This window comes from Micromonospora sp. NPDC049171 (genome assembly GCF_040648275.1).
Lineage (GTDB): Bacteria > Actinomycetota > Actinomycetes > Mycobacteriales > Micromonosporaceae > Micromonospora.
Genome location: NZ_JBEZDJ010000012.1, coordinates 118,022 through 144,050, shown reverse-complemented (window position 1 = coordinate 144,050; position 26,029 = coordinate 118,022). Strand labels below are relative to the sequence as shown.

General features: G+C 72.0%; 26 protein-coding genes. 18 read left to right on the top strand and 8 right to left on the bottom strand.

Translation table 11 applies throughout. From position 1 onward, the window contains the following. Position 1 precedes the first annotated feature (1 nt). On the top strand, positions 2-1,954 hold the full coding sequence (locus AB0B14_RS17265; RefSeq protein WP_357071857.1) for a VWA domain-containing protein: 1,953 nt from the start codon (positions 2-4) through the stop codon (positions 1,952-1,954). A 28-nt stretch (positions 1,955-1,982) separates the two neighbouring features. Beyond that, a complete protein-coding gene (locus AB0B14_RS17260; RefSeq protein WP_357522964.1) occupies positions 1,983-2,447 on the top strand; it encodes a hypothetical protein in 465 nt (154 codons plus the stop codon). 162 nt (positions 2,448-2,609) lie between these two features. Here the strand turns inward: AB0B14_RS17260 and AB0B14_RS17255 are convergent, their stop codons facing one another. Next, positions 2,610-3,617, bottom strand: coding sequence for a DJ-1/PfpI family protein (locus AB0B14_RS17255; protein ID WP_357071863.1), 1,008 nt, complete (start codon positions 3,615-3,617; stop codon positions 2,610-2,612). A gap of 52 nt (positions 3,618-3,669) precedes the next feature. Here AB0B14_RS17255 and AB0B14_RS17250 point away from each other — a divergent pair, with 52 nt between their 5' ends. Beyond that, on the top strand, positions 3,670-4,974 hold the full coding sequence (locus tag AB0B14_RS17250; RefSeq protein ID WP_357071866.1) for an MFS transporter: 1,305 nt from the start codon (positions 3,670-3,672) through the stop codon (positions 4,972-4,974). Between the two features lie 19 nt (positions 4,975-4,993). Here the strand turns inward: AB0B14_RS17250 and AB0B14_RS17245 are convergent, their stop codons facing one another. Together AB0B14_RS17245 and AB0B14_RS17240 are read right to left on the bottom strand one after the other, a co-directional pair. Further along, complete coding sequence (locus AB0B14_RS17245) at positions 4,994-5,704, bottom strand: RICIN domain-containing protein (RefSeq protein ID WP_357522963.1); 711 nt, start codon at positions 5,702-5,704, stop codon at positions 4,994-4,996. Positions 5,705-5,783: 79 nt separating this feature from the next. Further along, a complete protein-coding gene (locus AB0B14_RS17240; RefSeq protein WP_357071873.1) occupies positions 5,784-6,254 on the bottom strand; it encodes a YbaK/EbsC family protein in 471 nt (156 codons plus the stop codon). 93 nt (positions 6,255-6,347) lie between these two features. Here AB0B14_RS17240 and AB0B14_RS17235 point away from each other — a divergent pair, with 93 nt between their 5' ends. The 4 genes from AB0B14_RS17235 (at position 6,348) to AB0B14_RS17220 (ending at position 10,609) form a co-directional block, all read left to right on the top strand. Then, positions 6,348-7,748, top strand: coding sequence for an FAD-binding oxidoreductase (locus AB0B14_RS17235; RefSeq protein ID WP_357071876.1), 1,401 nt, complete (start codon positions 6,348-6,350; stop codon positions 7,746-7,748). Next, complete coding sequence (locus tag AB0B14_RS17230; RefSeq protein ID WP_357071879.1) at positions 7,745-9,088, top strand: class I SAM-dependent methyltransferase; 1,344 nt, start codon at positions 7,745-7,747, stop codon at positions 9,086-9,088. The genes AB0B14_RS17235 and AB0B14_RS17230 overlap by 4 nt, the downstream gene beginning before the upstream one ends. A 101-nt stretch (positions 9,089-9,189) precedes the next feature. Further along, a complete protein-coding gene (locus tag AB0B14_RS17225) occupies positions 9,190-9,747 on the top strand; it encodes a helix-turn-helix domain-containing protein (RefSeq protein WP_357071882.1) in 558 nt (185 codons plus the stop codon). Continuing rightward, positions 9,740-10,609, top strand: a complete 870-nt coding sequence (locus AB0B14_RS17220) for an SRPBCC family protein (RefSeq protein ID WP_357522962.1) — start codon at positions 9,740-9,742, stop codon at positions 10,607-10,609. The genes AB0B14_RS17225 and AB0B14_RS17220 overlap by 8 nt, the downstream gene beginning before the upstream one ends. A gap of 113 nt (positions 10,610-10,722) precedes the next feature. Here AB0B14_RS17220 and AB0B14_RS17215 read toward each other — a convergent pair whose 3' ends face one another. Both AB0B14_RS17215 and AB0B14_RS17210 read right to left on the bottom strand, forming a co-directional pair. Further along, positions 10,723-11,040: a helix-turn-helix transcriptional regulator gene (locus tag AB0B14_RS17215; protein WP_357071888.1), complete on the bottom strand. Its 318-nt coding sequence runs from the start codon at positions 11,038-11,040 to the stop codon at positions 10,723-10,725. Beyond that, positions 11,037-11,402, bottom strand: a complete 366-nt coding sequence (locus tag AB0B14_RS17210; RefSeq protein ID WP_357522961.1) for a type II toxin-antitoxin system RelE/ParE family toxin — start codon at positions 11,400-11,402, stop codon at positions 11,037-11,039. The genes AB0B14_RS17215 and AB0B14_RS17210 overlap by 4 nt, the downstream gene beginning before the upstream one ends. A 99-nt stretch (positions 11,403-11,501) precedes the next feature. Between AB0B14_RS17210 and AB0B14_RS17205 the strand changes: the two genes are divergently transcribed. The 4 genes from AB0B14_RS17205 to AB0B14_RS17190 all read left to right on the top strand — a co-directional run bounded on the left by AB0B14_RS17205 (position 11,502) and on the right by AB0B14_RS17190 (position 15,999). Beyond that, positions 11,502-11,735 (top strand): zinc-ribbon domain-containing protein, encoded by a 234-nt coding sequence (locus AB0B14_RS17205; RefSeq protein ID WP_357071891.1) that lies wholly within the window; start codon positions 11,502-11,504, stop codon positions 11,733-11,735. 366 nt (positions 11,736-12,101) lie between these two features. After that, positions 12,102-14,354, top strand: coding sequence for an EAL domain-containing protein (locus AB0B14_RS17200; protein WP_357071893.1), 2,253 nt, complete (start codon positions 12,102-12,104; stop codon positions 14,352-14,354). A gap of 39 nt (positions 14,355-14,393) precedes the next feature. Then, positions 14,394-15,152, top strand: a complete 759-nt coding sequence (locus AB0B14_RS17195; RefSeq protein ID WP_357522960.1) for a MerR family transcriptional regulator — start codon at positions 14,394-14,396, stop codon at positions 15,150-15,152. A 70-nt stretch (positions 15,153-15,222) separates the two neighbouring features. Next, positions 15,223-15,999 carry a hypothetical protein gene (locus AB0B14_RS17190; RefSeq protein WP_357522959.1) on the top strand — a complete coding sequence of 259 codons (777 nt, stop codon included), beginning with the start codon at positions 15,223-15,225 and terminating at the stop codon, positions 15,997-15,999. Between the two features lie 7 nt (positions 16,000-16,006). Here the strand turns inward: AB0B14_RS17190 and AB0B14_RS17185 are convergent, their stop codons facing one another. Beyond that, positions 16,007-17,368 carry a serine hydrolase gene (locus AB0B14_RS17185; RefSeq protein WP_357522958.1) on the bottom strand — a complete coding sequence of 454 codons (1,362 nt, stop codon included), beginning with the start codon at positions 17,366-17,368 and terminating at the stop codon, positions 16,007-16,009. 157 nt (positions 17,369-17,525) lie between these two features. Between AB0B14_RS17185 and AB0B14_RS17180 the strand changes: the two genes are divergently transcribed. Further along, positions 17,526-17,810 (top strand): antibiotic biosynthesis monooxygenase, encoded by a 285-nt coding sequence (locus AB0B14_RS17180; protein ID WP_357522957.1) that lies wholly within the window; start codon positions 17,526-17,528, stop codon positions 17,808-17,810. Positions 17,811-17,874: 64 nt separating this feature from the next. Here the strand turns inward: AB0B14_RS17180 and AB0B14_RS17175 are convergent, their stop codons facing one another. Then, positions 17,875-19,428: a gluconokinase gene (locus AB0B14_RS17175; RefSeq protein ID WP_357071909.1), complete on the bottom strand. Its 1,554-nt coding sequence runs from the start codon at positions 19,426-19,428 to the stop codon at positions 17,875-17,877. Positions 19,429-19,675: 247 nt separating this feature from the next. On the opposite strand from AB0B14_RS17175, the gene AB0B14_RS17170 reads away from it, so the two are divergent. The 6 genes from AB0B14_RS17170 (at position 19,676) to AB0B14_RS17145 (ending at position 25,364) form a co-directional block, all read left to right on the top strand. After that, positions 19,676-20,824, top strand: coding sequence for a hypothetical protein (locus tag AB0B14_RS17170; protein WP_357522956.1), 1,149 nt, complete (start codon positions 19,676-19,678; stop codon positions 20,822-20,824). A gap of 44 nt (positions 20,825-20,868) precedes the next feature. Then, on the top strand, positions 20,869-21,411 hold the full coding sequence (locus tag AB0B14_RS17165; RefSeq protein ID WP_357071915.1) for a hypothetical protein: 543 nt from the start codon (positions 20,869-20,871) through the stop codon (positions 21,409-21,411). Positions 21,412-21,470: 59 nt separating this feature from the next. After that, the gene (locus AB0B14_RS17160) at positions 21,471-22,745 is read left to right on the top strand and encodes an RNA polymerase sigma factor (RefSeq protein ID WP_357071918.1); all 1,275 of its coding nucleotides are present in this window, start codon (positions 21,471-21,473) and stop codon (positions 22,743-22,745) included. Between the two features lie 115 nt (positions 22,746-22,860). After that, positions 22,861-23,535: a DUF998 domain-containing protein gene (locus AB0B14_RS17155; protein WP_357071921.1), complete on the top strand. Its 675-nt coding sequence runs from the start codon at positions 22,861-22,863 to the stop codon at positions 23,533-23,535. 34 nt (positions 23,536-23,569) lie between these two features. Then, the gene (locus AB0B14_RS17150) at positions 23,570-23,941 is read left to right on the top strand and encodes a YciI family protein (RefSeq protein WP_357071924.1); all 372 of its coding nucleotides are present in this window, start codon (positions 23,570-23,572) and stop codon (positions 23,939-23,941) included. 148 nt (positions 23,942-24,089) lie between these two features. Then, positions 24,090-25,364, top strand: coding sequence for a hypothetical protein (locus AB0B14_RS17145; protein ID WP_357522955.1), 1,275 nt, complete (start codon positions 24,090-24,092; stop codon positions 25,362-25,364). A 64-nt stretch (positions 25,365-25,428) separates the two neighbouring features. Here AB0B14_RS17145 and AB0B14_RS17140 read toward each other — a convergent pair whose 3' ends face one another. Next, positions 25,429-25,866, bottom strand: a complete 438-nt coding sequence (locus AB0B14_RS17140; protein ID WP_357522954.1) for a VOC family protein — start codon at positions 25,864-25,866, stop codon at positions 25,429-25,431. Between the last annotated feature and the right edge of the window lie 163 nt (positions 25,867-26,029).

The following is a 26,029-nucleotide window of genomic DNA, read 5'->3' as shown; positions in this document are numbered from 1 at the left end:
CATGGCCGGCAACCGGTTCCGGTACGGGCAGTGGAACGGCGGGCCCGACCCGCTGGCACCCCCGTACGACGTGCGTGAGGCGGTGGACGCGGTCGGCGCCGAGGTGCTGGCCGGCGGCAGCCTGCGGGATGCGCTGCGCGACCTGCTGCGCCGTGGCCCGCAGGGGCGGGGCGGGCTGGACGACCTGGCCGCCCGTGCTCGGCGGCTGCGCCGGGAGGCACTGCGGCGCGGCGACCTGGACGGCGCGGTGACCAGGGCTCAGGCACTGCTTGACCAGGCCCTCGCCGCCGAGCGGGACGAGCTGCGTGGTCGCGACGACGACGCCGCGCGGTTCGCCGAGTCGGTGCTGGACAACCTGCCCCGCTCGACCGCGCGGGCGGTGGAGGAGCTGTCCGGCTACGAGTGGGCCAGCGAGGACGCCCGCCGGTCGTACCAGCAGATCCTCGACCAGCTTCGTGACGACGTGCTCGGTCAGCGCTTCGCCGGGTTGCGCGACGCGGTACGCGCGTCCGCCGACCCGGCCGCCCAGCAGCGGCTCGCCGAGATGATGCGCGACCTGAACGACCTGCTGGCCCGGCACGGCCGCGCGGAGGACACCACCGACGCGTTCGCCGAGTTCATGCGCCGCCACGGCGACTTCTTTCCGGAGCAGCCGGCGACCGTCGACGAGCTGATCGACGTGCTGGCCCGCCGTTCGGCGGCCGGTGAGCGGTTGATGAACTCGCTCTCCGAGCGGCAGCGCGCCGAGCTGGCCGGTCTGATGCAGCAGTCGCTCGGCGACCGGCTCGCGGGTGAGCTGTCCGCGCTCGACGCCAACCTGCGGGCGCTGCGCCCCGACCTGCGCTGGGGGCGCGGCGAGCGGGTCCGGGGCGACCAGCCACTGGGCTACGCCGACGCGGCCGGCGCGCTCGGTGAGATCGGCGAGCTGGACGACCTGCTGGACCAGCTCGACCAGGAACATCCGGGGGCGACCCTGGACGACGTCGACGTCGACGCGGTGGCCCGCACGCTGGGGCGGGACGCCGCCGACGACGTCCGCCGACTACGCGATCTGGAACGGGAGCTGCGCCGGCAGGGCTGGGTGAGCCGGGACGCCGAAGGGCTCACGCTGAGCCCGAAGGCGCTGCGCCGGCTCGGCGGGACGGCACTGCGACGTGTCTTCTCCGACCTGACCGCCGGGCCGCGCGGCCAGCACGACCTGCGCTCGGCGGGAGCCGCCGGCGAGGTCAGTGGTGCGTCCAGGCCCTGGGAGTACGGCGACGAGCAGCCACTGGACGTGGTCCGGACGCTGACCCGGGCGGTCAGCCGGGCCGGGCCGACGGTTCCGGTGCAGCTTGAGGTGGACGACTTCGAGGTGGTGGAGACCGAGAAGCGGGCCTCGGCCGCGGTGGTGCTCTGCGTCGACCTGTCGTACTCGATGATTTCCCAGGGTCGTTGGGGGCCGATGAAGCAGACCGCCCTGGCGCTGGCGCACCTGATGGAGACGCGCTTCCCGCAGGACGCTCTACAGATCGTGGGCTTCGGCCGGGAGGCGATGACGCTCACCCAGCAGGAGTTGGCGGCCGTCGAGCCGGACGGGGAACAGGGCACCAACCTCCAGCACGCGTTGCGGCTGGCGGGGCGGCACCTGCGCCGGCACCCGGACGCCGAGCCGGTGGTGTTGGTGGTCACCGACGGGGAGCCCACGGCCCACCTGGACCCGGACGACGGGGAGGCGCTGTTCCACTGGCCACCGCTGCCGGAGACGATCGAGGTGACGGTCCGCGAGGTGGACCGGCTGAGTCGCTACGGTGCCACGCTCAACCTGTTCATGCTCGGCGACGACCCGGGCCTGCGACGCTTCGTCGACGCGGTGGCCCGCCGCAGCCGTGGCCGCATGTTCACCCCGGAAACCGGCGACCTCGGCGAGTACGTGGTGAGCGACTACCTGCGCTCCCGCCAATCCCGCCGCTAACTCCCGGCGGGGCCTGTTGACTGGGGGGATGGAGAACGGGGGATTGCGGCGGGCTTACGGTGCCCTGTTCGCGGAGGTCGACGCAGGCGGGTTCGGTCCGGCTCCGGAGGGGCAGCTCAGCGCCGAGCAGATCGTCGCGCACCTGGTCGCCAACGACGAGCTGATGATTCAGGCCACCGAGGCGCTGCTGGCCGGGTCGCCGTTCGCCTACTACGAGCTGGCGGAGGACGTGCACCGGCCGCAGCTCGACGCGCTGGTCGCCGAGCAGGGTGGTCTGCGCGGCGTGTCGGCGCTGCTGCACGGCACCAGCGACCGCCTGTGCGCCCTGGTCGACCAGCTCGGCCTGGCCGTGGAAACCCCGGTCGAGACGCATCTACGCGAGGGCTTCGACCTCGTCGTCGACGAGCCGCTGCCCTGGTCCCGCACCCTCGACCTGCACGCCCGGGTCCACCTCCCCAAACACCAGTCCCAACTGCACCTGCTCCGGGCCTGAGCAGCGGCGGTCGTGCGCCGGCCGGTCGATGTGGGGCCGTCCTGGTCCGTTGAGTGTGATGCCTGTGAGTCATCAAGATGACTCACAGGCATCACACTCGCAGTAGCACTGCCCCCCGACCGGAGAAGCCCGGCAAGGCGACAGCTTGTGCACGGTGGCAGGTCAGCCGTTGATCAGCTCGGAGCGGGGGTGAAAGGTGCGGCGGTAGGTCGAGGGCGCCACGCCGATGCGCTGGTGCAGCTGTTGGCGCAGGGCGGCGGTGGTGCCGAAGCCGCTGCGGTGGGCGATCTGGTCCACGGTGAGGTCCGTCGTCTCCAGCAGCAGCCGCGCGTGGTCGGTGCGCTGTTGCAGCAGCCACTGGGCCGGGCTCAGGCCGGTCTCGGACCGGAAGCGCCGGGTGAAGGTCCGCACGCTCATCCGCGCCTGCTCGGCCAGGTCACGTAGGGCGATCGGCTCGTGCAGTCGCTGCCGTGCCCACTCCCGGGCGCCCGCGGTGCTGGTGTCGGTGGCCTTCGGCACCGGTCGCTCGATGTACTGCGCCTGGCCACCGTCCCGCCACGGCGGCATCACGCAGCGGCGGGCCGCCCGGTTGGCCACCTCGCTGCCGTGGTCGAGGCGGATGACGTGCAGGCAGAGGTCGATGCCGGCGGCGACTCCGGCCGAGGTGAACACCCGGTCGTCGACGACGAAGAGCACCCCCGGGTCGAGGTCCACCCGGTCGTACAGGCGACGGAACTGCTCCGTGAACGCCCAGTGGGTGGTCGCCCGCCGCCCGTCGAGCAGACCGGCGGCGGCCAACACGAACGCCCCGGTGCAGATCGACATGATCCGGGCACCCCGCTCGTACGCCGCCCGCAACGCCTCGGCCGCCTCCGGCTCGACGGTGCCCGAGGTCAACGGGCTGCCGGCGTGGATGCCGGGGACGATCACCGTGTCGGCGGTGTCGAGCAACTCCAGACCGTGGTCGGGCAGCACCTGGAACCCGGCGGTGCTGCGGACCGGCCGGCCGCCCGGGGTGCACACCCGGACGTCGTAGAAGTGCGTGTCGTCGGCGGCCCGGGCGGTGCTGAAGACCTGGGACGGGGTGCCCAGGTCCAGGCCGACCACGTGGTCCAGGGCGAGTACGGCGATCCGGTGTGGGCGAGACGTCATGGCCCGATTATTGCGCATGATGGCTTTCCGGCCACTCGTCGCGGTGCGTGGCCCCGCCCAGACTGGTCGGGTGACCAAGAACCGCCTTCTGCATCCCGCCTGGCTGGTCGCCGCCGTCGCCTTCGTGGCGCTGGTCGGCGCGGCCGGCTTCCGCGCCACCCCGTCGGTGCTGCTGCACCCGCTGCACGAGGAGTTCGGCTGGCCGCTGGCCACCATCTCCGCCGCCGTGTCGGTCAACCTGCTGCTCTACGGGCTCACCGCGCCGTTCGCCGCCGCCCTGATGGACCGGTTCGGCATCCGCCGGGTGGTCTCGGTGGCGCTGCTGCTGGTCGCCGCCGGCAGCGGGCTGACCGTCTTCATGAACGCCAGCTGGCAGCTGCTGCTCTGCTGGGGTGTGCTGGTCGGGCTGGGCACCGGCTCGATGGCGCTGGCGTTCGTGGCCACCATCACCGGGCGCTGGTTCGTGCACCGCCGGGGCCTCGTCACCGGAGTGTTGACCGCCGGCGGGGCGGCCGGCCAGCTGGTGTTCCTACCACTGATCGCCATTCTGGTCCGCGACCACGGCTGGCGTACCGCCGCGCTCGTCGTGGCCGGAGCCGCACTGGCGGTCGTACCCCTGGTGGTGTGGTTGCTGCGCGAGCACCCGGCGGATCTCGGCCTGCCCGCCTACGGGGCGACCGAGGTCGTCGCGGCGCCGCCGGCGACCGGCGGCGCGGCGAGCCGGGCGCTGGGCGCGCTGACGACCGCGGCCCGGACCCGGCCGTTCTGGCTGCTGGCCGGCGGGTTCGCGATCTGCGGGGCGACCACCAACGGCCTGGTCGGTACGCACTTCGTGCCGGCCGCGCACGACCACGGCATGCCCCAGACCACGGCGGCCGGGCTGCTCGCCCTGGTGGGGCTCTTCGACATCGTCGGGACCATCGCCTCCGGCTGGCTCACCGACCGGGTCGACAGCCGGTTGCTGCTCGGCATGTACTACGCGCTGCGGGGGGCGTCGCTGCTGGTCCTGCCGAGCCTGTTCACCGGCACCGCCGCGCCGAGCATGCTGGTGTTCATCGTCTTCTACGGGTTGGACTGGGTGGCCACCGTGCCGCCGACGGTGGCGCTGTGCCGGGAGTACTTCGGCGGCGCCGGGGCTGTGGTGTTCGGCTGGGTGTTCGCCGCACACCAGTTCGGCGCGGCCCTCGCCGCGACGGGTGCGGGGCTGGTACGGGACCGCCTCGGCGACTACGCGGTGGCCTGGTACGTGGCCGGAGCGCTGTCGATCGGCGCGGCCGGGCTGTCGTTGCTGCTGCGTCGGAGGCCGGGCCGAGCGGTCCCGGAGGCCGTGCTGGCCGCCGCGACCGCACCGAAGGCGTGGCGGTTCCAGGGCTGAGACGGCACGGTTCGGACGGTCAGCCCAGGGTCCACTGCTGGGCTGGCCCGCCGTCGCAGGGTCGCTGCCGGATGTCGTCGCCGGCCGCGATGCCCTCGTCGTCGGCCTGGGCGCACTTGCCGCTGTGCACCGCGACCATCAGCACCGGGCCGGCGCCTGTGGAGTTCAGCCGCCACTGCTGGTTGGCCCCACCGTGGCAGGGAAACTGCATCAGCGGCGCGCCGTCGTCCTGGCTGCCACCCTCGACGTCGAGGCACTGCCCGGACGCGGCATTGGCCACCGTCGACACCTCCGGGCCGACCGGGGTGATCACCCAATCCTGCTCCGGGTCGCCGGTGCAGACCGCCAGGTGGGTCTTCGCCTGCTGGCCTTCGCCGTAGAGCCCCAGGCACAGGCCCGAGTCGGCCTTGAACACCCGGGACCCGGTCAGCGGCTCGGCGGGTGCGCTCGGGCTCGTCTGGGCCGCCGCGTCGGTGGGCGCCGCGGCGGAGGACGAGGCCCCGACCGTCGCCGGCACGCCCGGCTCGTCGTCACCGTCGAGGAGCCCGGTGGCGAAGACCACCCCGAGGACTATGCCGACCAGCCCGACCGCCAGCGCCAACCGCAACAGCGGATCGGCCAGTGGACCGGATCGTGCCGCCCGTCGGCTGCCGCCGTAGACGGTGCCGGTGGAGCTGGGGCGGCGTTCCTCGCCGGTGGGGTCGGGGCGGCGTTCCTCGGGCGCGGACATAGCCGCCATCCTCACCCACGGCCGGCGGCGACGGCCAATCGGTGGGTGGGCCGACGACCCGGACCGGCGCGGACAGCGGTCAGCGGGTGGGCTGCGGGTCGGTGACGTCGGCCACAGTGGCGTCGAGGGCGGTGATCGCGGCGTCGGCGTCGAGCGCGATGGCCAGGCCACGTTCCCCGGCGCCCAGCGTGATCTCCCGGCCGCGCAGTCGCTCGTCGGCGATCACCGGCCAGGCCGTGCTCGCGCCGAACGGGGTGATGGTGCCGCGTTCGTAGCCGGTCGCGGCCAGGGCGCCGGCAGCGTCCGGCATGGAGAGTCGGTGCACCCCGAGCAGGGTGCGCAGCTTGGGCCAGGACACGACCCGGTCGCCGGGGGTGAGGACGAACAGGTGATCATCGGCACTGCGGCGGACCACGATTGTCTTCACCACGTCGGGGATCGCCACTCCCCGGGCCGCGGCGGCCTCCGCGAGACTGCCGACCGCACCATGGCTGACCAGCCGATATGGCAATCCGGCGGCGTTCAGGGCGGTGATCGCGGGCGATGGCATGCCCGCCACGGTAACCGTCCGGCCCCCGCTCGGACGGGAAACTGCCCCGGCTGACATCCCACGGTTTCGCGAGTACGCGCGTAAGGTGATCACATGCGCGCTGAGCGTGTGGGTCACCACCCCATTGACCATGATCAAGCGGTGGACACGTTGCGGCGGTCGTACGCCGCAGTGCCCACGGGCGAGCCTGTCCGGCTGGCCAAACGCACCTCCAACCTGTTCCGCCCCCGGTCCGCACCCGGGGCTCCGGGGCTCGACGTGAGTGGCCTGAACGGCGTGCTGTCGGTCGACCCGGCCGGGCGTACCGCCGACGTGCAGGGCATGTGCACCTACGAGGACCTGGTCGACGCGACGCTGCCGCACGGGCTGATGCCGCTTGTGGTGCCGCAGTTGCGCACCATCACGCTGGGTGGCGCGGTGACGGGCCTCGGGATCGAGTCGACCACGTTCCGCAACGGCCTGCCGCACGAGTCGGTCCGGGAGATGGACATCCTCACCGGCTCCGGTGAGATCGTCACCGTCCGACCCGACGGCGAGCACGCCGACCTGTTCACCGCGTTCCCCAACTCGCTGGGCAGCCTCGGCTACGCGACCCGGTTGCGCATCGAGCTGCAACCGATCGGCCGGTACGTGTCGTTGCGCAACGTCCGGTTCACCCGACTGGAGGCGCTCACCGACGCCATCGCCGAGGTCACCGCGACCCGGTCCTGGGCCGGCGAGACGGTCGACGCGATGGACGGGGTGATGTTCAGCCCCGGCGAGGCGTACCTGGTGTTCGCCAGATTCACCGACACGGCCGACCCGCCCAGCGACTACACCGGTCAGGCGATCTACTACCGGTCGCTGCGCCAGCGCACCCGGGACGTGCTCACCGCGCACGACTATCTCTGGCGCTGGGACACCGACTGGTTCTGGTGCTCGGCGGCGTTCGGTGCGCAGCACCCGGTCGTGCGCAGGCTCTGGCCGGCGCGGTACCGGCGCAGCGACGTCTACCACCGACTGGTCCGCCTCGAGCACCGGCATCACGTGGCGGCCCGGATCGACCGGCTGCGTGGGCAGCCGGCCCGGGAGCGGGTCGTGCAGGACGTGGAGATCCCGCTGGGCCAGGCGGCCGAATTCCTGCGCTGGTTCGCCGGCGCGGTGGGGATGCACCCGGTGTGGTTGTGTCCGCTGCGACTGCGCGAGCCGGCGGGCGCCGGATCGGCGCGGGCCTGGCCGCTGTATCCACTCCGGCCGGAGCAGGACTACCTCAACATTGGGTTCTGGGGGACCGTGCCGATCGCGCCGGGCGCCGCCGACGGCGACGTCAACCGCACGATCGAACGCAGGGTGTCGGAGTTGGGCGGGCACAAGTCGCTCTACTCCGACGCGTACTACGACCGGGACGCCTTCGATCGCCTGTACGGCGGCGACACGTGGCGGGCGGTGAAAGACCGCTACGACCCGGACCACCGGCTGACGGGATTGTACGAAAAGGCGGTAGCACGAGCATGAGCCTGACCGACAGAGATCAGGGGGCGGCGAGCGTCCCCGCCACCCCGCCGGCGGGGGGCCGGCAGACGGGTCCGACCGTGGCGGATGTCATCCGCGCGGTCACCGCCGGGCCGTTGCCGGTGCGGATCACCGGGTACGACGGCAGCTCCGTCGGCCCGTCCGACGCCGGCATCACCCTGGCGATCCGTTCCGAGCGGGGTTTGTCCTACCTGCTCACCGCCCCTGGCGACCTGGGCATGGCCCGGGCCTACGTCAGTGGTGACCTGGCGTTGCAGGGGGTGCACCCGGGTGACCCGTACGAGGCGTTGCGGGTGCTCAAGGACGAGCTGCGCCTGCGCCCACCGTCGCTTGCCGACGGGTTGGCGCTGGTCCGTGGGCTGGGCTGGGAGCGGCTGATGCCACCGCCGGCTCCGCCGCAGGAGGCGCAGCCGCGGTGGAAGCGGGTGATGAACGGGCTGCGGCACTCGCGGGTGCGCGACAGCACGGCGATCTCGCACCACTACGACGTCTCCAACGCCTTCTACGAGAAGGTGCTCGGCCCGTCGATGACGTACACCTGCGCGGTTTTCCGGTCTCCGGGCGACACGCTGGAGCAGGCCCAGGCTGCGAAGTACGACCTGGTCGCCGGCAAGCTGGCGCTCAAGAAGGGGATGCGGCTGCTGGATGTGGGTTGCGGTTGGGGTGGCATGGTCCGGCACGCCGCCCGCGAGTACGGCGTGCAGGCGCTCGGGGTGACCCTGTCGAGGGCGCAGGCGCAGTGGGCGCAGGCGGCGATCGAGCGGGAGGGGCTGACCGGGCTGGCCGAGGTGCGGCACCTGGACTACCGGGACGCGCCGGCGGAGCAGTTCGACGCCATCTCCTCGATCGGTCTGACCGAGCACATCGGGGTGCGCAACTACCCGACCTACTTCGGGGCGTTGCGGTCCCGGCTGCGGACCGGGGGCCGGCTCCTCAACCACACCATCACGCGTGCGGACAATCGGGCGCCGCACCGCTCCGGTGCGTTCATCGACAGGTACGTCTTCCCGGACGGCGAGTTGGCCGGCCCTGGCCGGCTGATCAGCGAGGTGCACGACGCCGGGTTGGAGGTGCACCACGAGGAGAATCTGCGTCAGCACTACGCGCTGACGCTTGCCGCCTGGTGCCGCAACCTGGTGGAGCACTGGGACTTCTGCGTCTCCGAGGTGGGTGCGGGCACCGCCCGGGTGTGGGGGCTGTACATGGCCGGGTCACGGATGGCGTTCGAACGCAACGGCATCCAGCTGCACCAGGTGCTGGCCACGCACAACGGCCCGGACGGCGTGAACGGCTACCCGTTGCGGCCCGACTGGTTGCCCTGACCATCTGCTGAGCGTCGCCTGAAGCCGTGCCGAGAAAAGTCGGCACGGCTTCTCGCGAACCGATTGACAAACAAATTTTGTACGTACAAACTGGTTTTGTCATGAGAGACGTCCTGTACCTGGAGCAGATCGAGCAGGCCGAAGTCCTGCTCAAGCCGCAGCGCGTCGAGGTGCTGCGGCAACTGGCCGAACCGCGCACCTGCACCGAGGTCGCGGCTCGACTCGACCAGACGCCACAACGCGTCTACTACCACGTCAAGCAGCTCGTCGCGGCTGGCCTCGTCGAGCTGGTCAACGAACGCAAGGTCCGCGGCATCACCGAGGGCATCTACCAGGCCGCCGCCCGGTCGTACTGGCTGTCCCCCCGGCTCGTCGGTCGGATCGGGCTGCGCCGGGTCGGCGACGAGCTGAGCCTCGGCTACCTGCTCGACCTGATGGAAGAGGTCCAGGCCGACATCGCCGCCCTGGACCGGGCGGCGCCCGAGCTGCCCTCGATCGGGGTCTCCGGCGCGATCCGGGTGCCCGCGGAGCAGCGCCAGCAGTTCCTGCACGACCTGCAAACCGCACTTCAGGACTTGTTCACCCGCTACGGCGGCAGCGAGGGAGATGCCTTCAAGCTCGCCGTGGCCTGCTATCCGAAAGGGAACGACCATGACTGAACCACTGAAGGTGCAGGCCCGTCTCTCCGCGCCGGTCGGGCGTGTCCGTCAGGCCCTGACCGACCCGGCGGAGCTGCGTCTCTGGCTGGCCGAGCACGCCGAGGTCGAGCTGCCCCAGCGGTACGAGTTCTGGGGCCGTTACACGCCCGAGGGTGACGCCCCGCACCAGCGGTTGTTGCACGCCGACGACGACACGCTGCGCTTCGGCTGGCTGCTCGACGGGGTGGAGACCACCAGCGAGTTCCAGCTCACCGCCGAGGGCCCGGACAGCACCGTGCTGACGCTGACGCAGAGCCACTTCGACTTCGCCGAGGCGATGAGTGGCTCCAGCATCCGGGGCGTGCTCCAGACGTACTGGGCGCTGTCCATCGCCAACCTGGCCGCCCACCTGGAGGGCAAGCCACTGCTGCCCCGCACCGACTTCACCTCCGCCGACCTGCGGGGTGAGCTGGTCATCGCCGCCCCGGCCGACAAGGTGTGGGAGTCGCTGACCGACTCCGAGCAGGCCAGCGCCTGGTTCGGCTACCCGATCGGCATCGAGCCCTGGGTCGGCGGCCGGTACGCCATGGGCGGCTTCGAGCACGGCTACGCCGCGAAGGTCGTCGACCTGGAGCCCGGCCGACGGATGTCCGTCGACTGGGGACCGACCGGCGTGACGAGCTGGGAGCTGGCCGAGTCCGCTGGCCGGACCACGCTGACCTTCGTGCAGAGCGGCTTCGACGAGGCCAACCCCCCGTACGGCGCCTGGAGTGGGTCGGTTGCCGGGCTGTTCGAGCTACGCCGCTTCCACGAGGTGCCAGACTGGCAGCCGATCTGGCTCGCCGAGGAGGTCCCCGGCCTGGAGCCCGCACCGGCCAGCTGACGTCCCCGGCGCGATCGTGCTCGCCTTGATCGTGCTCGATCAGGGATGTAGTGGCCTCGTTCATTCCGAAGGCCACTACATCCTGGATCGAGCACGATCTCGCGTCAGGGGCCTTACGCGATGGCGGCGATGTCACCGTCGTCGAAGTAGATGGCTTGGTGGAGCCGGCCACCGAGAGCGGCAGCGTATCGGGCCACCACGTCCTGACCGGAGATCCTGCCTTGCTCGATCTGGGACACCCGGCCCTTGGTCACGCCCATCCGCTCAGCAATCTGCTGCTGGGTGAAGCCGCGAGCGCGTCGTACCTCCGCGAGGCGGTGCCCGACGACCTGCGCGAGCAGTTCCTCCTTGCCCGCTCCCACGGCCGCCTCGCCGCCAGCACGCTGCACGTACTCCGCTCGGATGTCCGTCCACCGCACGTGACCACTCACCGCTGTCCCCCCTCCTGCTGTGCGCGTTCCTTCAGGTAGCTCTCGTACCGTTGCTCGGCGAGCGGGATGGCCTGCTGATACCAGCTTGTCCATTGCCCCGCCTTGTCGCCAGCGACCAGCAGGATGCTGGCACGCCAAGGGTCGAAGACGAAGAGGATGCGGACCGTGCCTGGACGCAGCTCCTTCAAATTGGCTAGTGACGAACCGCTGATGGTGTCGACCAAGGGTCGCCCCAACCCTGGCCCAACCTCGGCGAGCGCATCGATAGCCTGGACGACTCTGGCGAACGTTGCCTGGTCAAGGCTGTCTATCCAGGTGCGAACTTCGTCGACGACGAAGACATCCCCTTCCTCCTGGCGCACGGATGAAGTATAGCAATCGCTATACGGGTCAGCGATAGTTGCTCCGATCTGCCGGACCGATGCGGTGACTTTTCGCGGTTGGGTGGGTACTGGCGGGCGATGTTCCTCATCTTTGGTCTGCGTACCAAGGTCGACCGGTCCGGTGTCGTGCAGCAGGTCTGCCGTCACTGCGGCAACCACGCCGCGCAGGTGATCACCCGCCGGTCGACGAAGTTCTCCCTCTTTTTCATCCCCCTCATCCCGATCCGCACCCGGTACGCGCAGCAGTGCACCTTCTGTGCGGCGCAGTACGAGATCTCCAAGTCCGACGCCGAACGCCTCCCGGTCGGCTGACCCGGGATGGATCGCCTCCTGTTCTGGCTGATCGGCCGACCGATGCCCCCGGCCGACGTGGCGGTTCACACCGTCGCCCGTCCGCCCTGCACCCCTGGGCGACGCAAACGCCGACGGCCTCGCCGACCACTGGCCGGCACCGCGCTGCCCCGCTCACCCTGGAACCGCTCCGGCGGTCGCTCTTGATCCGGGTTGAGGCCCGGGGATGGGCCGCGGGTTCGCGGGGCCGGGGATGGCTCGACCGGCGCGGACGTTCGGCTCTGGCGGCGTACCTGGGCGCTGGTTAGGCTTTCGGGGTTTGCCGTGGACCGGTCCTTCCGAGGGTGCACGCACGACGAAGCCGGAGCACCCGTGTCCCGTCAGGACGTGAAGCAGGCTGTGGGGAAACCCAACCCCGCCGGTGCGATTCTGGCGGCCGCGGTCATCCTCGTGGAGGCGTGCTGGCTGTTCGCCGCGTTGCCGGGTGCCGCCCTGGTCAGCGACGTCGGCGGGATGCTGGTGGCCGGCTGGGCCACGGTGGCGTGCGTCGGGGTGGCCCGCCGGCACCCGGTGCCGCTGCGCCGGTTCTGGACGCTGCTCGCCGTCACCATGGCGCTCGCCGCGCTGGGGCGGGCCGTCTGGACGGTGCAGCGTCTCGTCGGCGGGGATCTGCCGCACACGCCGGTGGTCGGGGTGGTCTTCACCGCCGGCATCCTCACCGGCACGGCCGCGCTGCTCAGCTCGCCGTCCGCGCCGCGAACCGCGGTGGGGCGCGCTCGCACGTTGCTGGACGGCGTGATCGTCGCCCTGGCCCTGGTGCCGATCGGTTGGGTGCTGGTCTTCCGTGGCGTGGCCGCCGCCGAGTTGGCCGACCCGGCGCGCACGCTGGGGCTGCTCTACCCGATGTTCGACCTGATGCAGCTCACGATCCTGGTCGCGGTGTCCGGGCCGGCCCGGCCGATGTGGCGGCCGATGAGCATGCTCGCGGCGAGCCTCACCCTGCGGGTCGTCGCCGACGTCGTCTACGTCTCGCTGGTCGCGCGTGCCGACTACACCGCCGGACACCCGATCGACCTGTGCTGGCCGGTGAGCTACCTGCTGATCGGTCTGGCCACCCGTAGGCCGCCACCGCCGGACTGCGACGGCACCGACGAGGCCGCCGAGTCGCCGCTGCCGCCGTGGTGGCGGGTGGCGTTGCCGTACCTGCCGGTGGGTGGGGCGATCGTCGCGGTGGTGCTGGCCCGTCGACCCAGCGGGCAGACCCCGCACCTGGTCTTCGTGACCATGATGGCGTTGCTCGCGGCTCTCGCCGTGCGGCAGGGGTTGGCCGCCAACGAGAACCTGCGGCTGGTGGTCCGGCTGCGCCGTCTCGCGTACGGGGACCAGCTCACCGGGCTGCCCAACCGGCTGCTGTTCAACCGGCGGCTGCGCCTGGCCCTGCGGGACGGGCGACCGGTGGCCGTGCTGCTGCTCGACCTGGACGGGTTCAAGCAGGTCAACGACCGTTTCGGGCACGCCACCGGCGACACCCTGCTGACCGGACTGGCGGCCCGGATGCGGGCCGTCGTGGACGGTGACGGCATCATCGCCCGGCTCGGCGGGGACGAGTTCGCGGTGCTTGTCGACGGCGACCGACCGGTCTCACCCGAGCGCCTCGCCGAGCGGTTGCTGGACGCGCTGCGACCCTCCGACGGTGAGGACGACGTCGGGGTGCACCCGTCGGCGAGCATCGGCATCGCCGAGTTCGGCCCGCAGCACGCCTCGCACACCGATCTGCTGCGCGACGCCGACATCGCCATGTACGCGGCCAAGGCCGCCGGGAAGTCCGCGTACCGGACGTGCACCTCGGCGCTGCGTGAGTCGGCCGTGTCGCGGGCCGAGCTGATCGCCGACCTGCGCCGCGCGGTCGACGAGAATCAACTGTGTCTGGAGTTCCAACCCATCGTGGACCTGGCCACCGGCGCGGTACGCAGCGCCGAGGCGCTGGTGCGCTGGCGGCACCCCCGGCTGGGGATGCTGCCGCCGTCGAGGTTCCTGCCGCTGGCCGAGGAGACCGGGTTGATCCTGCCCATCGACCGGTGGGTGATCCACGAGGCGTGTCGGGCGGCGGCGACCTGGCGGGGCCGGGCGCCGGACGCGACAGTGGCGGTGAACATCGCCGCCGCGCACCTGCGCCGTCCGGACCTGATCGCCACGGTCACCGCTGCCACCAGTGCCGCCGGGCTGGCGCCGCGGGCGTTGACCCTGGAGCTGACCGAGTCGGCGCTGATCGAGGGCACCGAGGCGGTGCTGGAACGACTGCACCAGCTCCGGGAGCTGGGCATCAAGATCGCCATCGACGACTTCGGTACGGGTTACTCGTCACTGAGCTACCTGCACCGCATCCCGGCGACCGAGCTGAAGATCGACAGGTCGTTCGTGAACCGGCTCGGGTCGGACGACCGCGCGTACGCCACCGTGGAGATGGTCACCCGGTTGGCCGGTGCGTTCGATCTGACGGTCGTCGCCGAGGGAGTGGAGACCGAGCGGCAGCACGACGCGGTCGCCGCGATCGGGTGCCCGCGCGGTCAGGGCTATCTGTACGGGCGGCCGGACGTGCCCGCCAAGGTGGGCCAGAATCAGGGCTTGACCCTGACGTAGCGGCAGGCGGGAGCCTGGTTTCCGGAAGGGAGGGGAACCATGGCGTACACGGTGGGTCAGGTGGCGAAGGTCGCTCGCGTGACGGTGCGGACGTTGCACCACTACGACGAGATCGGTCTGCTCTCGCCCAGCGGGCGGACCCCGGCGGGTTACCGCCGCTACGACGACGCGGACCTGCAACGGCTGCAACTCGTCCTGTACTACCGGGAGTTGGGTTTCCCGCTTGAGGAGATCAGCGCGATCATCGACGACCCGGCGGCCGACCCGGCCGCGCACCTGCGCCGCCAGCACGAGTTGCTGACGGGACGGGTGAAGCGGTTGCAGGAGATGGTCACGGCGATCGAGTTCGCGATGGAGGCGAGCAAGATGAACATCCAACTCACCCCGGAGGAGCGGTTCGAGGTCTTCGGTGACGTCGACCCGGAGGAGCACCAGGCCGAGGCGGAGCAGCGCTGGGGCGACATCGAGGCGTACCGGGAGTCGAACCGGCGGGTCTCCCGTTACACCAAGGCCGACTGGCTGCGGTACAAGGCGGAGAACGAGGACTGGGGTCGGCGGATCGTCGCGGTGCTGGGCTCGGGTGTGCCGGCGGACAGCCCGGAGGCGAAGGATCTGGCCGAGGAGCACCGGCAGCTCATCGGCCGCTGGTTCTACGAGTGCACGTACGAGGGGCACACCGGGTTGGCCGACATGTACCTGGCCGACGAGCGGTTCACCGCGTACTACGAGAACATGGCGCCGGGGTTGGCCGTCTACCTGAACGAGGCCATCCACGCCAACGCGATCAGCCGCGCCTGATCGGCCCGGAACAGCGGCGCTCGCGGTCCGGCTACTCTGGCCGGACCGCACCGCCCCCGGGGAGATGACCGTGCAGAAACCGAAGCTGATCGCCGCTGGTGCCGTCCTGGCCGTGGCGGTGGCCGCCGGGGTGTGGGCACTGCTGGTGGTCACCGGTGACGAACCCGACGCGGGTCGTGCCGGGGCGTCGCCCGCCCCGACCGACCCGGCCGGGGTCCTGTCGGCGGCCGCTGCGAAGGTCGACGGGCAGACCTACAAGCTGACCTTGGATACCGGCGGGACAGCGGGCGGGGACGGCACGGTGGTGCTCTGGGACCCGTTGGCCAAGCGTGGTCTGGAGACCACCTCGCTCAAGGTGCCCGCCGGTGCGGTGAAGATCGAACGGCTCACCACCGGGCCGGACGTCTACGTGCGGATCAGCGCCCCGGACCGCCGCGTCCCGGTGTGGGATGGCAAGACCTGGTGGCACGTCGGCGCTCCGGGCTCGCCGCCCGCCCAGCAGGGCCTGGACAACACCAAGCTGGCCGGCACGCTCACCGCGGCGACGACGGTGCGGCAGACCGGTGCGCGGGAGTACGCCGGCACACTGGACCTGCGCGAGAGAAGCGCGGTGTTGGGCGAAGGGGTCGGCAACGTGCTCGGTGCCCGGGCCGGCGCGGTGCCGTTCACCGCGGCCGTGGACGAGCAGGGTCGGCTGGTCCGCTACCGCATCGAGTTGGCCAGTGAGCAGTCGCAGACCGCCCAGCTCGACCTGACGTACTCGGATTTCGGGCTGTCGGTGTCGGCCGAGCCGCCGGCGGCCGGCCTGGTCGGCGAGGACCCGCCGGCGAACATCCCCGGCGCCTGACGCCTGCTCACTCCTCGACTCCTCCGGTGGTGGGGGTGACCAGGAAGTCGTAGACGGTCCGGGCCATCCGGCGGACCGTCTCGTCACCGGTGGCCATCGGCCCGGCGGTGAGGAACGCGACGGCGGTCTCGGTGCCGGGGATCAGGTAGTAGCCGACGTCGTGGGAGGCGTCCGGCAGGTCACCGGTCTTGTGGGCCACCGGTACCCCGGGTGGCAGCGCCGCCGGGATCTTGGTGTTGAGGGTCTGTTCCCGCATGAACCCGATCATCAGGTCGCGGGAGGCGGGGGTGAGGATCTCGCCGTCCCAGACCGCGCCGAGCAGGGACACCACGTCGTCCGGGCTTGTGTAGTTCTCCTCGCCGCGCTGCGCCGCCGCGCTGTCGAGCATCCGGCGGGCCAGGATGGTGGACCGTTGGTTCATCGAGTCGATGAGCGCGTTGATCGGGGCGAACCCACCCAGGTAGGTGATCAGTACGTTCGCGGCCACGTTGTCGCTGTACTTGATCAGGTACTGGGCGAGCCGACGCAGGGTGACCACCTGCGGGAACGTCTCGAACTGGAGCTGGCCGGTGCCGCCGACCACGTCCTGCGGGGTGACCAGCACGCCGTCGTCGAGCGAGACCTGTCCACAGTCGACCCGGCGGAGCAACTCGACGAGGATCCACAGTTTGATCACGCTGGCCGCCTTGGGGCGCAGCGCGCCGTTGACGGCGATCTGCTGGTCGCCGTACCGGCCGGACAGGTCGCGAACGGTGACCCCGGCCGGGTTGAGGCTCGCGTCGGCGACCACCCGGGCGAGCTGCCCGCTGAGGGGGGACAGCCGGGCCCCCGCGACCGGGTCGGTGGGCGGCTGCGGGCTGGTGACCACCACGCCGGTGAGCGTCGTCGGCGGGCGGTGCCGTTGGACCACCTCCAGCGTGCCCTCGCTGCGGCCGGTCAACGGCACCCGGTAGCGGTAGGCCGTGCCTCCGACGACGACGGCACCGCTGGCCACCCCCGCGGCGACCCGCATACCCGGGTCGGCGACCCGGCCGGTGTCACCGTCGCAGGCGCGGTAGCGCACGGTGTGTCCGAGCGAGTCCACCGCGAACACCCCACCGGGGAATGACAACCAGGACACCTCACTGGTGGGCGCCCGCCCCGGCGTCGGGTCCGCGCCGGGTTCGTGACCCTGCCCGTCGCCCGGCTCGACCGCGTGCTCCGCCTCGGCCGGCCGCGCCGGGTCCGCGCCGGGCCCGGGGCCGTCCGCGGTGGCCGGCCCGGTCGTGGCCAGCAGGGCGAGCGCGACCGCCGCCGCCAGCCCTTTCCGGGGTACGCGGACAGCGGCCCCCCGTAGGGAAGATGAACGCTTCTTGTCGCTTTTTCTCACGTTTGTACGATATGAAGCGCCGGGGACGGGTGGGGTCGACGGGACTGGCGTCACCCGTCCGGGCGGCGATGTCGCGACGAGCGTGATGACACACAGGTATAGAAATGACTCAGCGGCATCAGACTCATCAGCCACACCACCCCCCCGGAGGCACAGCATGTTGATCATCGCAGGCAGTTTGCAGGTCGAGCCGGCCACGCGCGAGGCCTACCTGTCCGGCTGCGAAGAGGTGATCACGCAGGCACGTGCCGCCGCCGGCTGCCTCGACTTCCTGCTCGCGGCCGACCCGTTGGAGCCCGGCCGGATCCACGTCTACGAGCGCTGGGAGTCCGCGGAGCAGTTGGCGGCGTTCCGTGGTTCCGGGCCGAGTGGCGCGCAGGAGGCGGCCATCCTCGACGCCGACGTGCAGCGCTACCTGATCGCCGGCGTGGAGGCACCCTGACCCGCTCGCCGCGGCGGCGGGTCGAGCCGGAGCGGGGTCGACCCGAGGCGGGCCGGCCGAGCTGTCACATCGGGGGTCCGGTCGCCGGCTCGGGTTCCGCGGGCAGGCCGGGTGCCATCCGGCGGATCGAGGTGAACGTGGGAGTCAGCGCCTCGTACAGCTCGGCGAAGAGCGGCAGCAGCGCCGCGTACGTGGCGGCGGCGGCCGGGTCGGGGCGGATCGTCTCCTCGATCCGGACGAGGTCGGCGGCGACGTCGATGCTGGGGATCAGCCCGAGCGCCTGCATGCCGAGCAGCGCCGCGCCGAAGCTGGATCCCTCGTGTGCGGCCGGGAAGCTCACCGGCAGGCCGAGCACGTCGGCGAGCATCTGCCGCCACAGGCCGCTGCGGGCGAAGCCGCCACCGGCACGGATCTCACGGACCTCGTTGCCGGCCGCCCGCACCGAGCTGAGCACCAGCGCGAGCTGCTGGCAGACCCCCTCCAGCGCGGCGCGGATCAGATGCTCGCGGCGGTGGTTGTGGGTCAACCCCACGTACGCGCCGCGCGGCAGCGCGCTCCAGTGTGGTGCCCGTTCGCTGTGCAGGTACGGCAGCATGATGAGCCCGCCCGAGCCGGCCGGCGCGCGGGCCGCCAGGGTGACCAGGTCCTCCTCGGCGTGCTCGCCCAGATCCGGGGCGAGCGCGGCGCCGGCCCACTTGAGGACGATGCCGCCGTTGTTGATCGCACCGCCGACCGCCCAGCGGTGCTCGGTCAGCGCGTAGCAGAACACGCCGCCGAGCGGGTCCACGCCGGGTCGCTCGACCATCACCCGCATCGCGCCGCTGGTGCCGATCGAGCAGGCCACCATGCCGGGATGCACCGCCCCCAGGCCCAGGTTCGCGAGCGGCCCGTCCCCGGCACCGACCACCACCGGGGTGCGCTCCGGCAGGCCGGTCTCGGCCGCGGCCCGCGGGGTGAGGCCGGGCAGCACGGCGGTGGTGGCGACCAGTTGGGGGAGTTGCTCCGCGGTGATGCCGGCGATGGCCAGCGCCTCGCTGTCCCACGCCAGTCGGTGGATGTCCAGCAGGCCGCTGGCCGAGGCGATCGAGTGGTCGGTGACCAGCGCGTCGCAGAGCCGCAGCAGCACCCAGTCCTTGATGCCCACCCAGTGCGCCACGCGCTCGAAGAGCTTCGGCTCCTGCTCGGCGAACCAGAGCAGCTTGGGCAGCGGCGACATCGGATGCATCGGCGTGCCGGTACGCCGGTGCAGGGCCAGCCCGGACGGGACCGCCCGGAGTCGTTCGGCCTGCTGGGTCGAGCGTGAGTCGGCCCAGGTCACCGACGGGGTGAGCGGATTGCCGTCCGGGTCCAGCCCGATCAGGCTGTGCATGGCGGAGCTGAACGACAACCCGGCCACCGGCTGGACCAGCTCGGCCACGACCACGCTCACCGACTTGAGCACCGCGTCGAGGATGAGGTGCGGGTCCTGCTCGGCGTAGCCGGGTTGCGGGTCGTTCAGCGGGTAGCCGACCGAGTGGCTGCCGAGTTGCCGCCCGTCGGTGTCGTACGCGACGGCCTTGGTGCTCGTGGTGCCGATGTCGACGCCGATGACCACGGCGGACCGGGTCTCCTGCGGCATGACGCTCACCCCCTTCGTGCGGCGGTGCGGCGGCGACGCCACCCGGCTGCGGCTGACGTTACCGAGACGGCGACCGCCCCCGCACGACCCGCGCAAAGGTGGAACGCCGACGCAGCAGTATCGGCCAATTGGGTCGTTTCATCGGCCAACCGGGTATTTCGCCTGTTTCGGCGTTTCCGGGTGCCCCGCCGTGCCTGTTGAACGAGGAGACACCCAGATTGGTGGCCTACGCGGCGAAGGAGTCGGCGTGGCGAAGACTGATTCGACGGGTTCCACCTGGCGGTACCGGTGGGCGCACCGGCAGAACGTGCGGCGGGTGAGCACGTACCGGGGGGCCGAGAAGGCCTGGCGACGCCGCGACGACGAGTTACGGCGACTACGTGCCCTGGCCGCCGACTTCCACGGCTCCGCCGCGGCCGGTGCGGGCCTGCCCATGGAGTTGACCGCCGACGAGGTGGTGCTCTGGGCGCTGCCCGCCGCGCAGTTGGTCGAGGTACGACACACGGCGGTGCTGCCCGCCCCGGATCTCACGGTCGCCCTGCCGGCCGGGCCGCTACGCCCACGCCGCCCCGACGGCGTGCGCGTCACCGACGCCGGCATGGCCGTGATCACCAGCCGCCGGTTGGTGCTGCTCGGCGGGCGCGGCCGGCGCGACTGGGCGTACGGGCGGATGACCGGCCTGGCCCACGACCCGGCCTCGCCGGTCACCCTGATCCAGGTGCTGGACCGCCGGCGTACCGCCGGATTGTTGTTGCCCACCGACGCGGCACCGGACTTCCGGTTCAAGCTGACCCTGGCCTTCGCCGACGCGATCGAACAGCGCGCCGCGGTGCTCGCCCAGCTCGACGAGCTGATCGCGGAGCACGCCCAGCTCAAGCCGTTCCGGCCGGCCGTGGCCACCCCCGGGCAGGCCCGGCTCTCGTCGTTCGTTCCCGGTGGTCGCCGGACCATCGCGGTGGCTGCCGCTCTGGCGCTGCTGGTGCCGGCGGCGCTCATCGAGTCGGACCCGTCCGACCCGACCGGCGGCCCGGAGGTCGCCGCCGCCGCCACCCCCAGCGGCGAGCCGGTGCTGATCCGTCCGGCGCCCCCGGCGCTCACCCGCGGCACCCCGACGCCGAAAACGGCGACGCCGGCGAAGCCGCCCCGCGCGGCACCCAGCACGACCGGTGACCCGCGCTGCGGGGCGCCCCAAAACCCCCTGGGGTACGGCTTCTGCGGCGGCACCCGGATCCGGAAGCCCGCCACCGAGGTGTGCGACTGGTTCGACTGCGTGCCGCAGTTCTGGGCCGGGCGGGGTTACCTCGTGCAGTGCCGGGACGGCTCGGTCAGCCTGGCCGGTGGCCGGTCCGACGCCTGCGCCGAGCACCGGGGCGTGCGGCGAACGATCACGAAGTGACCGGTTTGGCAGTTTAAGCCCGTTTCGGTGGTCACAATGATCGAGTGGAGATCCGGTCTGACGATGGCGCGCGGGTGCGGATACGCCCCGTCGGCTACCAGCCTGGCATCGACCCGCCCGACGACCCCGACCGGGCCGCACCCGGCTGGCACGACTGGCTGCTCATCGAGGTGGACGCCCGCACCGCCGACGGTCAGACCTGGTCGCACCACTACCCGAGCCTGATGGTCGAGGAGGCCCGGGCGTTCGGCGGCTGGCTGCACGGGCAGGCCACCGCGGCCCTCGGATCGAACGCGCCACCGGCGATGGTCCGCTTCACCGAACCCAACCTGGCCCTGCGCAGCCGGGTGGTCCGTCGCCGCCGGCTGGAGCTGATCGTGGAGTTCTCCGCCGAGTCGCTGCCGCCGTGGATGCGCCGCCCGTCCGGGGCGATCTACCCGCTGATCCTCACCGTCTCGGCGGACGCCCTCGCCACCGCCGCCGAGCAGTGGGCCGAGCACTGCGAGGCGTACCCGCCGCGGACCCGGTCGAGGTTTCCCGCCGAGAACCCGCCCGGGTCGGTGCACCACCCACGCCGCGCCGGCTGAACGGGTCACCACGCGCGGTCCTTGTGGAGCCGGTGCCGCCCCTGCTCTGATGTGCGGTCATGGGGGTCGAGCAGGTCCACCGCACGGTGGAGGCGGTCTGGCGGATCGAGTCCGGGAGGGTCGTCGCCGCCCTGGCCGGGCTGGTGCGCGACGTCGGCTGGGCCGAGGAGTTGGCCCAGGACGCCCTGGTCGCCGCGCTGGAGCAGTGGCCGCGAGATGGCGTACCGGCCAACCCGGGCGCGTGGCTGACCACCGTCGGCAAGCGGCGGGCGATCGACGCGCTGCGCCGGCGCAGCCTGCTCGAACGCCGGGTGGCCGACCTCGGCCGCGATCTGGACGACGAGCAGTTCACCCCCGACTTCGACGCCGCCTTCGAGGACCGCATCGACGACGACCTGCTGCGGCTGGTCTTCACCGCCTGCCACCCGCTGCTGGCACCGCAGGCGCGCGCGGCACTGACCCTGCGGGTGCTGGGCGGGCTGAAGACCGAGGAGATCGCCCGCGCGTTCCTGGTCACGGAGAGCACCGTCGCGCAGCGCATCACCCGGGCCAAGAGGACGCTCGCCGAGGCAAAGGTGCCGTTCGAGGTGCCCGGCGTGGCCGAGCGCGGCGAACGGCTCGCCTCCGTGCTGGAGGTCATCTACCTGATCTTCAACGAGGGTTACTCCGCGACGGCCGGCGACGACTGGATGCGCCCGGCGCTCTGCGCGGACGCGCTGCGGCTGGCCCGCCTCGTGCAGGAGTTGATGCCCGAGGAGCCGGAGGTGCACGGCCTGGCCGCGTTGCTGGAAATCCAGGCGTCGCGTACCGCCGCCCGGGTCGACGCCGACGGTGAGCCGATCCTGCTGCTCGACCAGGACCGGGGGCACTGGGACCGACTGCTGATCCGCCGCGGCCTCACCGCGCTGGACCGGGCGAGGGCGGCGAACGGCCCGCCCGGCCCGTACACCCTCCAGGCGGAGATCGCGGCCTGCCACGCGCGGGCGGCCACCCCCCAGGACACCGACTGGGCGCGCATCGCCGCCGGCTACGCGGAGTTGGCCCGGGTCGTACCGTCGCCGGTCGTGGAGCTGAACCGGGCCGTCGCGGTCTCCTTTGCCGACGGCCCGGCCGCCGGTCTGGAGCTGGTCCGGGCGTTGGCCGACGAGCCGACGCTGGCCGGCTACCACCTGCTGCCCAGCGTGCTCGGTGACCTGCTGGCCAAGCTGGGTCGCCACGACGAGGCGCGTGCCGAGTTCGAGCGGGCCGCCGAGCTGACCGGCAACGAACGCGAACGCGCGCTGCTGCGCGCCCGTGCCGCCGACTGCGCCCGTGGGGTCGCGCCAACCCGCTGAAAAATTCGTTCACCGTTCTGTCGTATCCCGCGCCGGCCGCTCGACGCCTCAGTGAAAGCCGGCTCGCACCGGCACGCGGGACCGGCGACCAGCCGGCACGGACAAGGAGAACGACATGACGACGACGGCGAACGCGACGAGCGCAGGGGCCGCGGTGGCGGGCGTCGACTCCCGGCGTACGACGAGAAGGGCGCTGCTGGTCGGCGGAGCCGCCGCGGGCCCGCTGTTCGGGGTGGTGGCCGCCGCCCAGGTGCTCACCCGCGACGGGTTCGACCTGAGCCGGCAGCCACTCAGCCTGCTGGCCCTGGGCGACCTGGGTTGGATCCAGATCACCAACTTCGTGCTGACCGGGCTGCTCGCCCTGGCCGGCGCGGTCGGGCTGCGCCGGACGCTGCGCGGTGAGCCGGGCGGGACGTGGGGGCCGGCGCTGATCGCCGTGCACGGCCTCGGTCTGATCATCGCGGGGGTGCTGGTCTCCGACCCCAGCATGGGCTGGCCGGCCGGCGCGCCGGAGGGCGCACCCGACACGCTGAGCTGGCACGCCGCCGGTCACGGCGTCGGCGCGGCGCTGGCGTTCGGCTCGCTGCCCGTCGCCTGCCTGGTCTTCGCCCGCACCTGGTGGCGGGCCGGGCAGCGCGGTTGGGCCGCCTACTCGCTGGGCAGCGCCCTGGCCGTCGTCGCGATCCTGGCCTGGCCCGACCAGGGCACCCTGAGCGTCCGGATGGCGCTCGCCTGTGTCGTCACCTTCGGCTGGCTCACCGCGCTCTGCGCTCGCGCGTTCACCCGCTGACCCGCACTCGAACGATCACGAGAGGACCACACCGATGCGTTACATGATGATGCACAAGCTCGACGAGAACCTGCCCGAAGCGTTCAACCCGAGCCCGGAGTTCCTGGCCCGGATGGAAGGTTTCATGAAGGACGTCGCGCAGGCCGGGATCCTGGTCGCCGCCGAGGGGCTCTGCCCGACCGTCACCGACGCCACCCGGATCACCGTGAGCGGCGGCAAGACCACAGTCACCGACGGGCCGTTCACCGAGACCAAGGAACTGATCGCCGGGTTCGCGCTCGTGGACGTGCGCTCCCGCGAGGAGGCCCTGGAATGGGGGCGGCGCTTCGTGGACGTCTTCGCCGAGACGATCGGTGCGGTGGAGGTGGACATCCGCCGGGTCTACGAGGCACCCCACCCAGCCTGACCCCACGCTGCAACCAGAGGCGGAGCCGGTCCGAATCGTGGCCCGGCTCCGCCATTGTCGGAAATTCTCTCCTTTCGGGCGCAACGGGATACATCGATCGTGGTCGCGTTCCCTGTCACGTACACGAGCGGTTGTATCGCGTGTGACCGTGACCTCCGTGGCCTGCGCCCCCTGGCGGATCGCCTGGGCCGAGCGCGAGAACGAGCGCCGGCAGCGCGCGTACCGCGACGCCACCGACGCCTGGCTGCGCCGCGACGACCACCTGGCCCGGCTGCGCATCGAAGCCGCCAGCTTCCTCGGGTGTACGCAGCCCCGCGGTGGCCTGCCAGTGGATCTCGACCACGACGAACTCGTCTTTCGTGTCCTCCCCGTCGCCCAGCTCGTCGAGGCCGAGGCGCGGCACGTCCCCGGCCTGCCCACGCCGGGTCCGTGCGACTTCGCCTCCGCCCCGGCCGAGGCGCTGCCGGCTGGCCTGCGAGCGGTCGACACGGGCCTGGCCGTCGTGACCAGCCACCGGGTCGCCTTCGCCGGTCGTGCGCACCGCCGCGAGTGGCGGTACGCGGACCTGGTCGGCCCCGCCCACCACCCCGATGTCCCGGTCACCCTGCTGCCCGACCACCGGCGACTGTCGGGGTTGCTGGTCCCGGCCAACGCCGTGGTGAACTTCCGCTTCTACCTCACCCTCGCCGTCGCCGTGGCCGCCGGGGAGCGCGCCGCCGTCGCCACGCGGGTCGACGCGTTACGGAACGCCCATCGCGACGCCCGGCCTGTGCCGTTGCCGCTGGTGGGGCCGGAGGAGGCACCACGGACCGCGGTCCGCCCCGACCGCCGGGCACTTGGCGCTGCCGCCGTCGCGGCGATGGTGTTCGCGACGCTGGGTCCCGGAGCGCTGGGTCCCGGCGCGATGGGGTCTGGCGCCAGGGGGCCCGGTGCCATGGGGCCTCGCGCGGCGGAATCGGTGCAGGCCGGGCCGGTGCCGCGGGCGGAGGTCTTCGCCCTGGACGCGGTCCTCATCCCGGTACGTCCGGTCGGACCGCTGGCACCCGAGGCCGGCGTTGCGGTGATCGACCGTGACGTATCGAGCCGGCCGTCCACCGTGTCGGCTGCTCGGCCGGCCGTCTCCGCAGTTGTGGGGCCGTCAATCGTGCTGGCCCTGCCGCCGGTCGCCACGCCGTCTGTCGCTCCGGACTCGTCTGTCGCTCCGGACTCGTCTGTCGCTCCGGACTCGTCGGCCGGTCCGACGCCCGACCCGGAGACCACGATGGACCCGTCCACCCCGCCGACCCCGCCGGCCGCATCGGTCTCGCCGACCGTGCCCGCGTCGCCCTCGCCCTCGCCCGATCCCGCGCTGGTGCTCGTCTGCCTGGATCCGTTGCAGCCTCTGTTGCTGGACCCGTTGCTCTGTCCGTCACCGGCGCCCTGATCGGCTGTGCTTCCGTCCGGGTGTGTCTCCGTGCTTTCGTGCGGCGTGCTTTCGTGCGGCGTGCTCAGTCCATCGCGCTGAAGTCGGGCACGGTCAGGGTGCCGTCCGCGGCGAGGGTGAAGCCGGGATTCCAGGAGATCTCCCACAGGTGACCGTCCGGGTCGGCGAAGTAGCCGGCGTAGCCGCCGTAGAAGGTCTCCCCGGCCGGCTTGGTCACCGTGGCACCGGCCTCGGTCGCGGTGGCGATCACCTCGTCGACCTCGGCCCGAGAGCGGACGTTCTGGGCCAGGGTCACCCCGCCGAAGCCGTCGGTGCCAGGATCGTCGATGCCGGCGTCGGCGGCGAGTTTGTCGCGACCCCAGAGCACGAGGGCCAGGCCGCCGGCCTGGAGGAAGACCGTCTCCTCGACCTCCTGGCCCTGCCAGCCGAGGTGCTGGTAGAACGCTGTGGCGCGCGCCAGGTCCGAGACGCCGAGGGTGATCAGACTTATCCGCTGCTCCATCCTCGTAACCTAACGCGCGATCAGTCGGAGGGCGCGGCAGACAGTAGACCAGATCAATCCGAGGAATCTACACTCTTCTCTGTTAACGCTCACACTCGTCCCAGTGCTGAGGCAGTAACGCCATGCCGATGTGACGATCGGCGCCCGCCGGGCGAACACCCGG

Coding starts and splice junctions, on each gene's coding strand:
- AB0B14_RS17265 (WP_357071857.1), top strand. CDS start 2: ATGGCCGGCAACCGGTTCCGGTACGGGCAGTGGAACGGCGGGCCCGAC.
- AB0B14_RS17260 (WP_357522964.1), top strand. CDS start 1,983: ATGGAGAACGGGGGATTGCGGCGGGCTTACGGTGCCCTGTTCGCGGAG.
- AB0B14_RS17255 (WP_357071863.1), bottom strand. CDS start 3,617: ATGCGCAATAATCGGGCCATGACGTCTCGCCCACACCGGATCGCCGTA.
- AB0B14_RS17245 (WP_357522963.1), bottom strand. CDS start 5,704: ATGTCCGCGCCCGAGGAACGCCGCCCCGACCCCACCGGCGAGGAACGC.
- AB0B14_RS17240 (WP_357071873.1), bottom strand. CDS start 6,254: ATGCCATCGCCCGCGATCACCGCCCTGAACGCCGCCGGATTGCCATAT.
- AB0B14_RS17235 (WP_357071876.1), top strand. CDS start 6,348: ATGCGCGCTGAGCGTGTGGGTCACCACCCCATTGACCATGATCAAGCG.
- AB0B14_RS17230 (WP_357071879.1), top strand. CDS start 7,745: ATGAGCCTGACCGACAGAGATCAGGGGGCGGCGAGCGTCCCCGCCACC.
- AB0B14_RS17225 (WP_357071882.1), top strand. CDS start 9,190: ATGAGAGACGTCCTGTACCTGGAGCAGATCGAGCAGGCCGAAGTCCTG.
- AB0B14_RS17220 (WP_357522962.1), top strand. CDS start 9,740: ATGACTGAACCACTGAAGGTGCAGGCCCGTCTCTCCGCGCCGGTCGGG.
- AB0B14_RS17205 (WP_357071891.1), top strand. CDS start 11,502: ATGTTCCTCATCTTTGGTCTGCGTACCAAGGTCGACCGGTCCGGTGTC.
- AB0B14_RS17195 (WP_357522960.1), top strand. CDS start 14,394: ATGGCGTACACGGTGGGTCAGGTGGCGAAGGTCGCTCGCGTGACGGTG.
- AB0B14_RS17180 (WP_357522957.1), top strand. CDS start 17,526: ATGTTGATCATCGCAGGCAGTTTGCAGGTCGAGCCGGCCACGCGCGAG.
- AB0B14_RS17175 (WP_357071909.1), bottom strand. CDS start 19,428: ATGCCGCAGGAGACCCGGTCCGCCGTGGTCATCGGCGTCGACATCGGC.
- AB0B14_RS17160 (WP_357071918.1), top strand. CDS start 21,471: ATGGGGGTCGAGCAGGTCCACCGCACGGTGGAGGCGGTCTGGCGGATC.
- AB0B14_RS17155 (WP_357071921.1), top strand. CDS start 22,861: ATGACGACGACGGCGAACGCGACGAGCGCAGGGGCCGCGGTGGCGGGC.
- AB0B14_RS17150 (WP_357071924.1), top strand. CDS start 23,570: ATGCGTTACATGATGATGCACAAGCTCGACGAGAACCTGCCCGAAGCG.
- AB0B14_RS17140 (WP_357522954.1), bottom strand. CDS start 25,866: ATGGAGCAGCGGATAAGTCTGATCACCCTCGGCGTCTCGGACCTGGCG.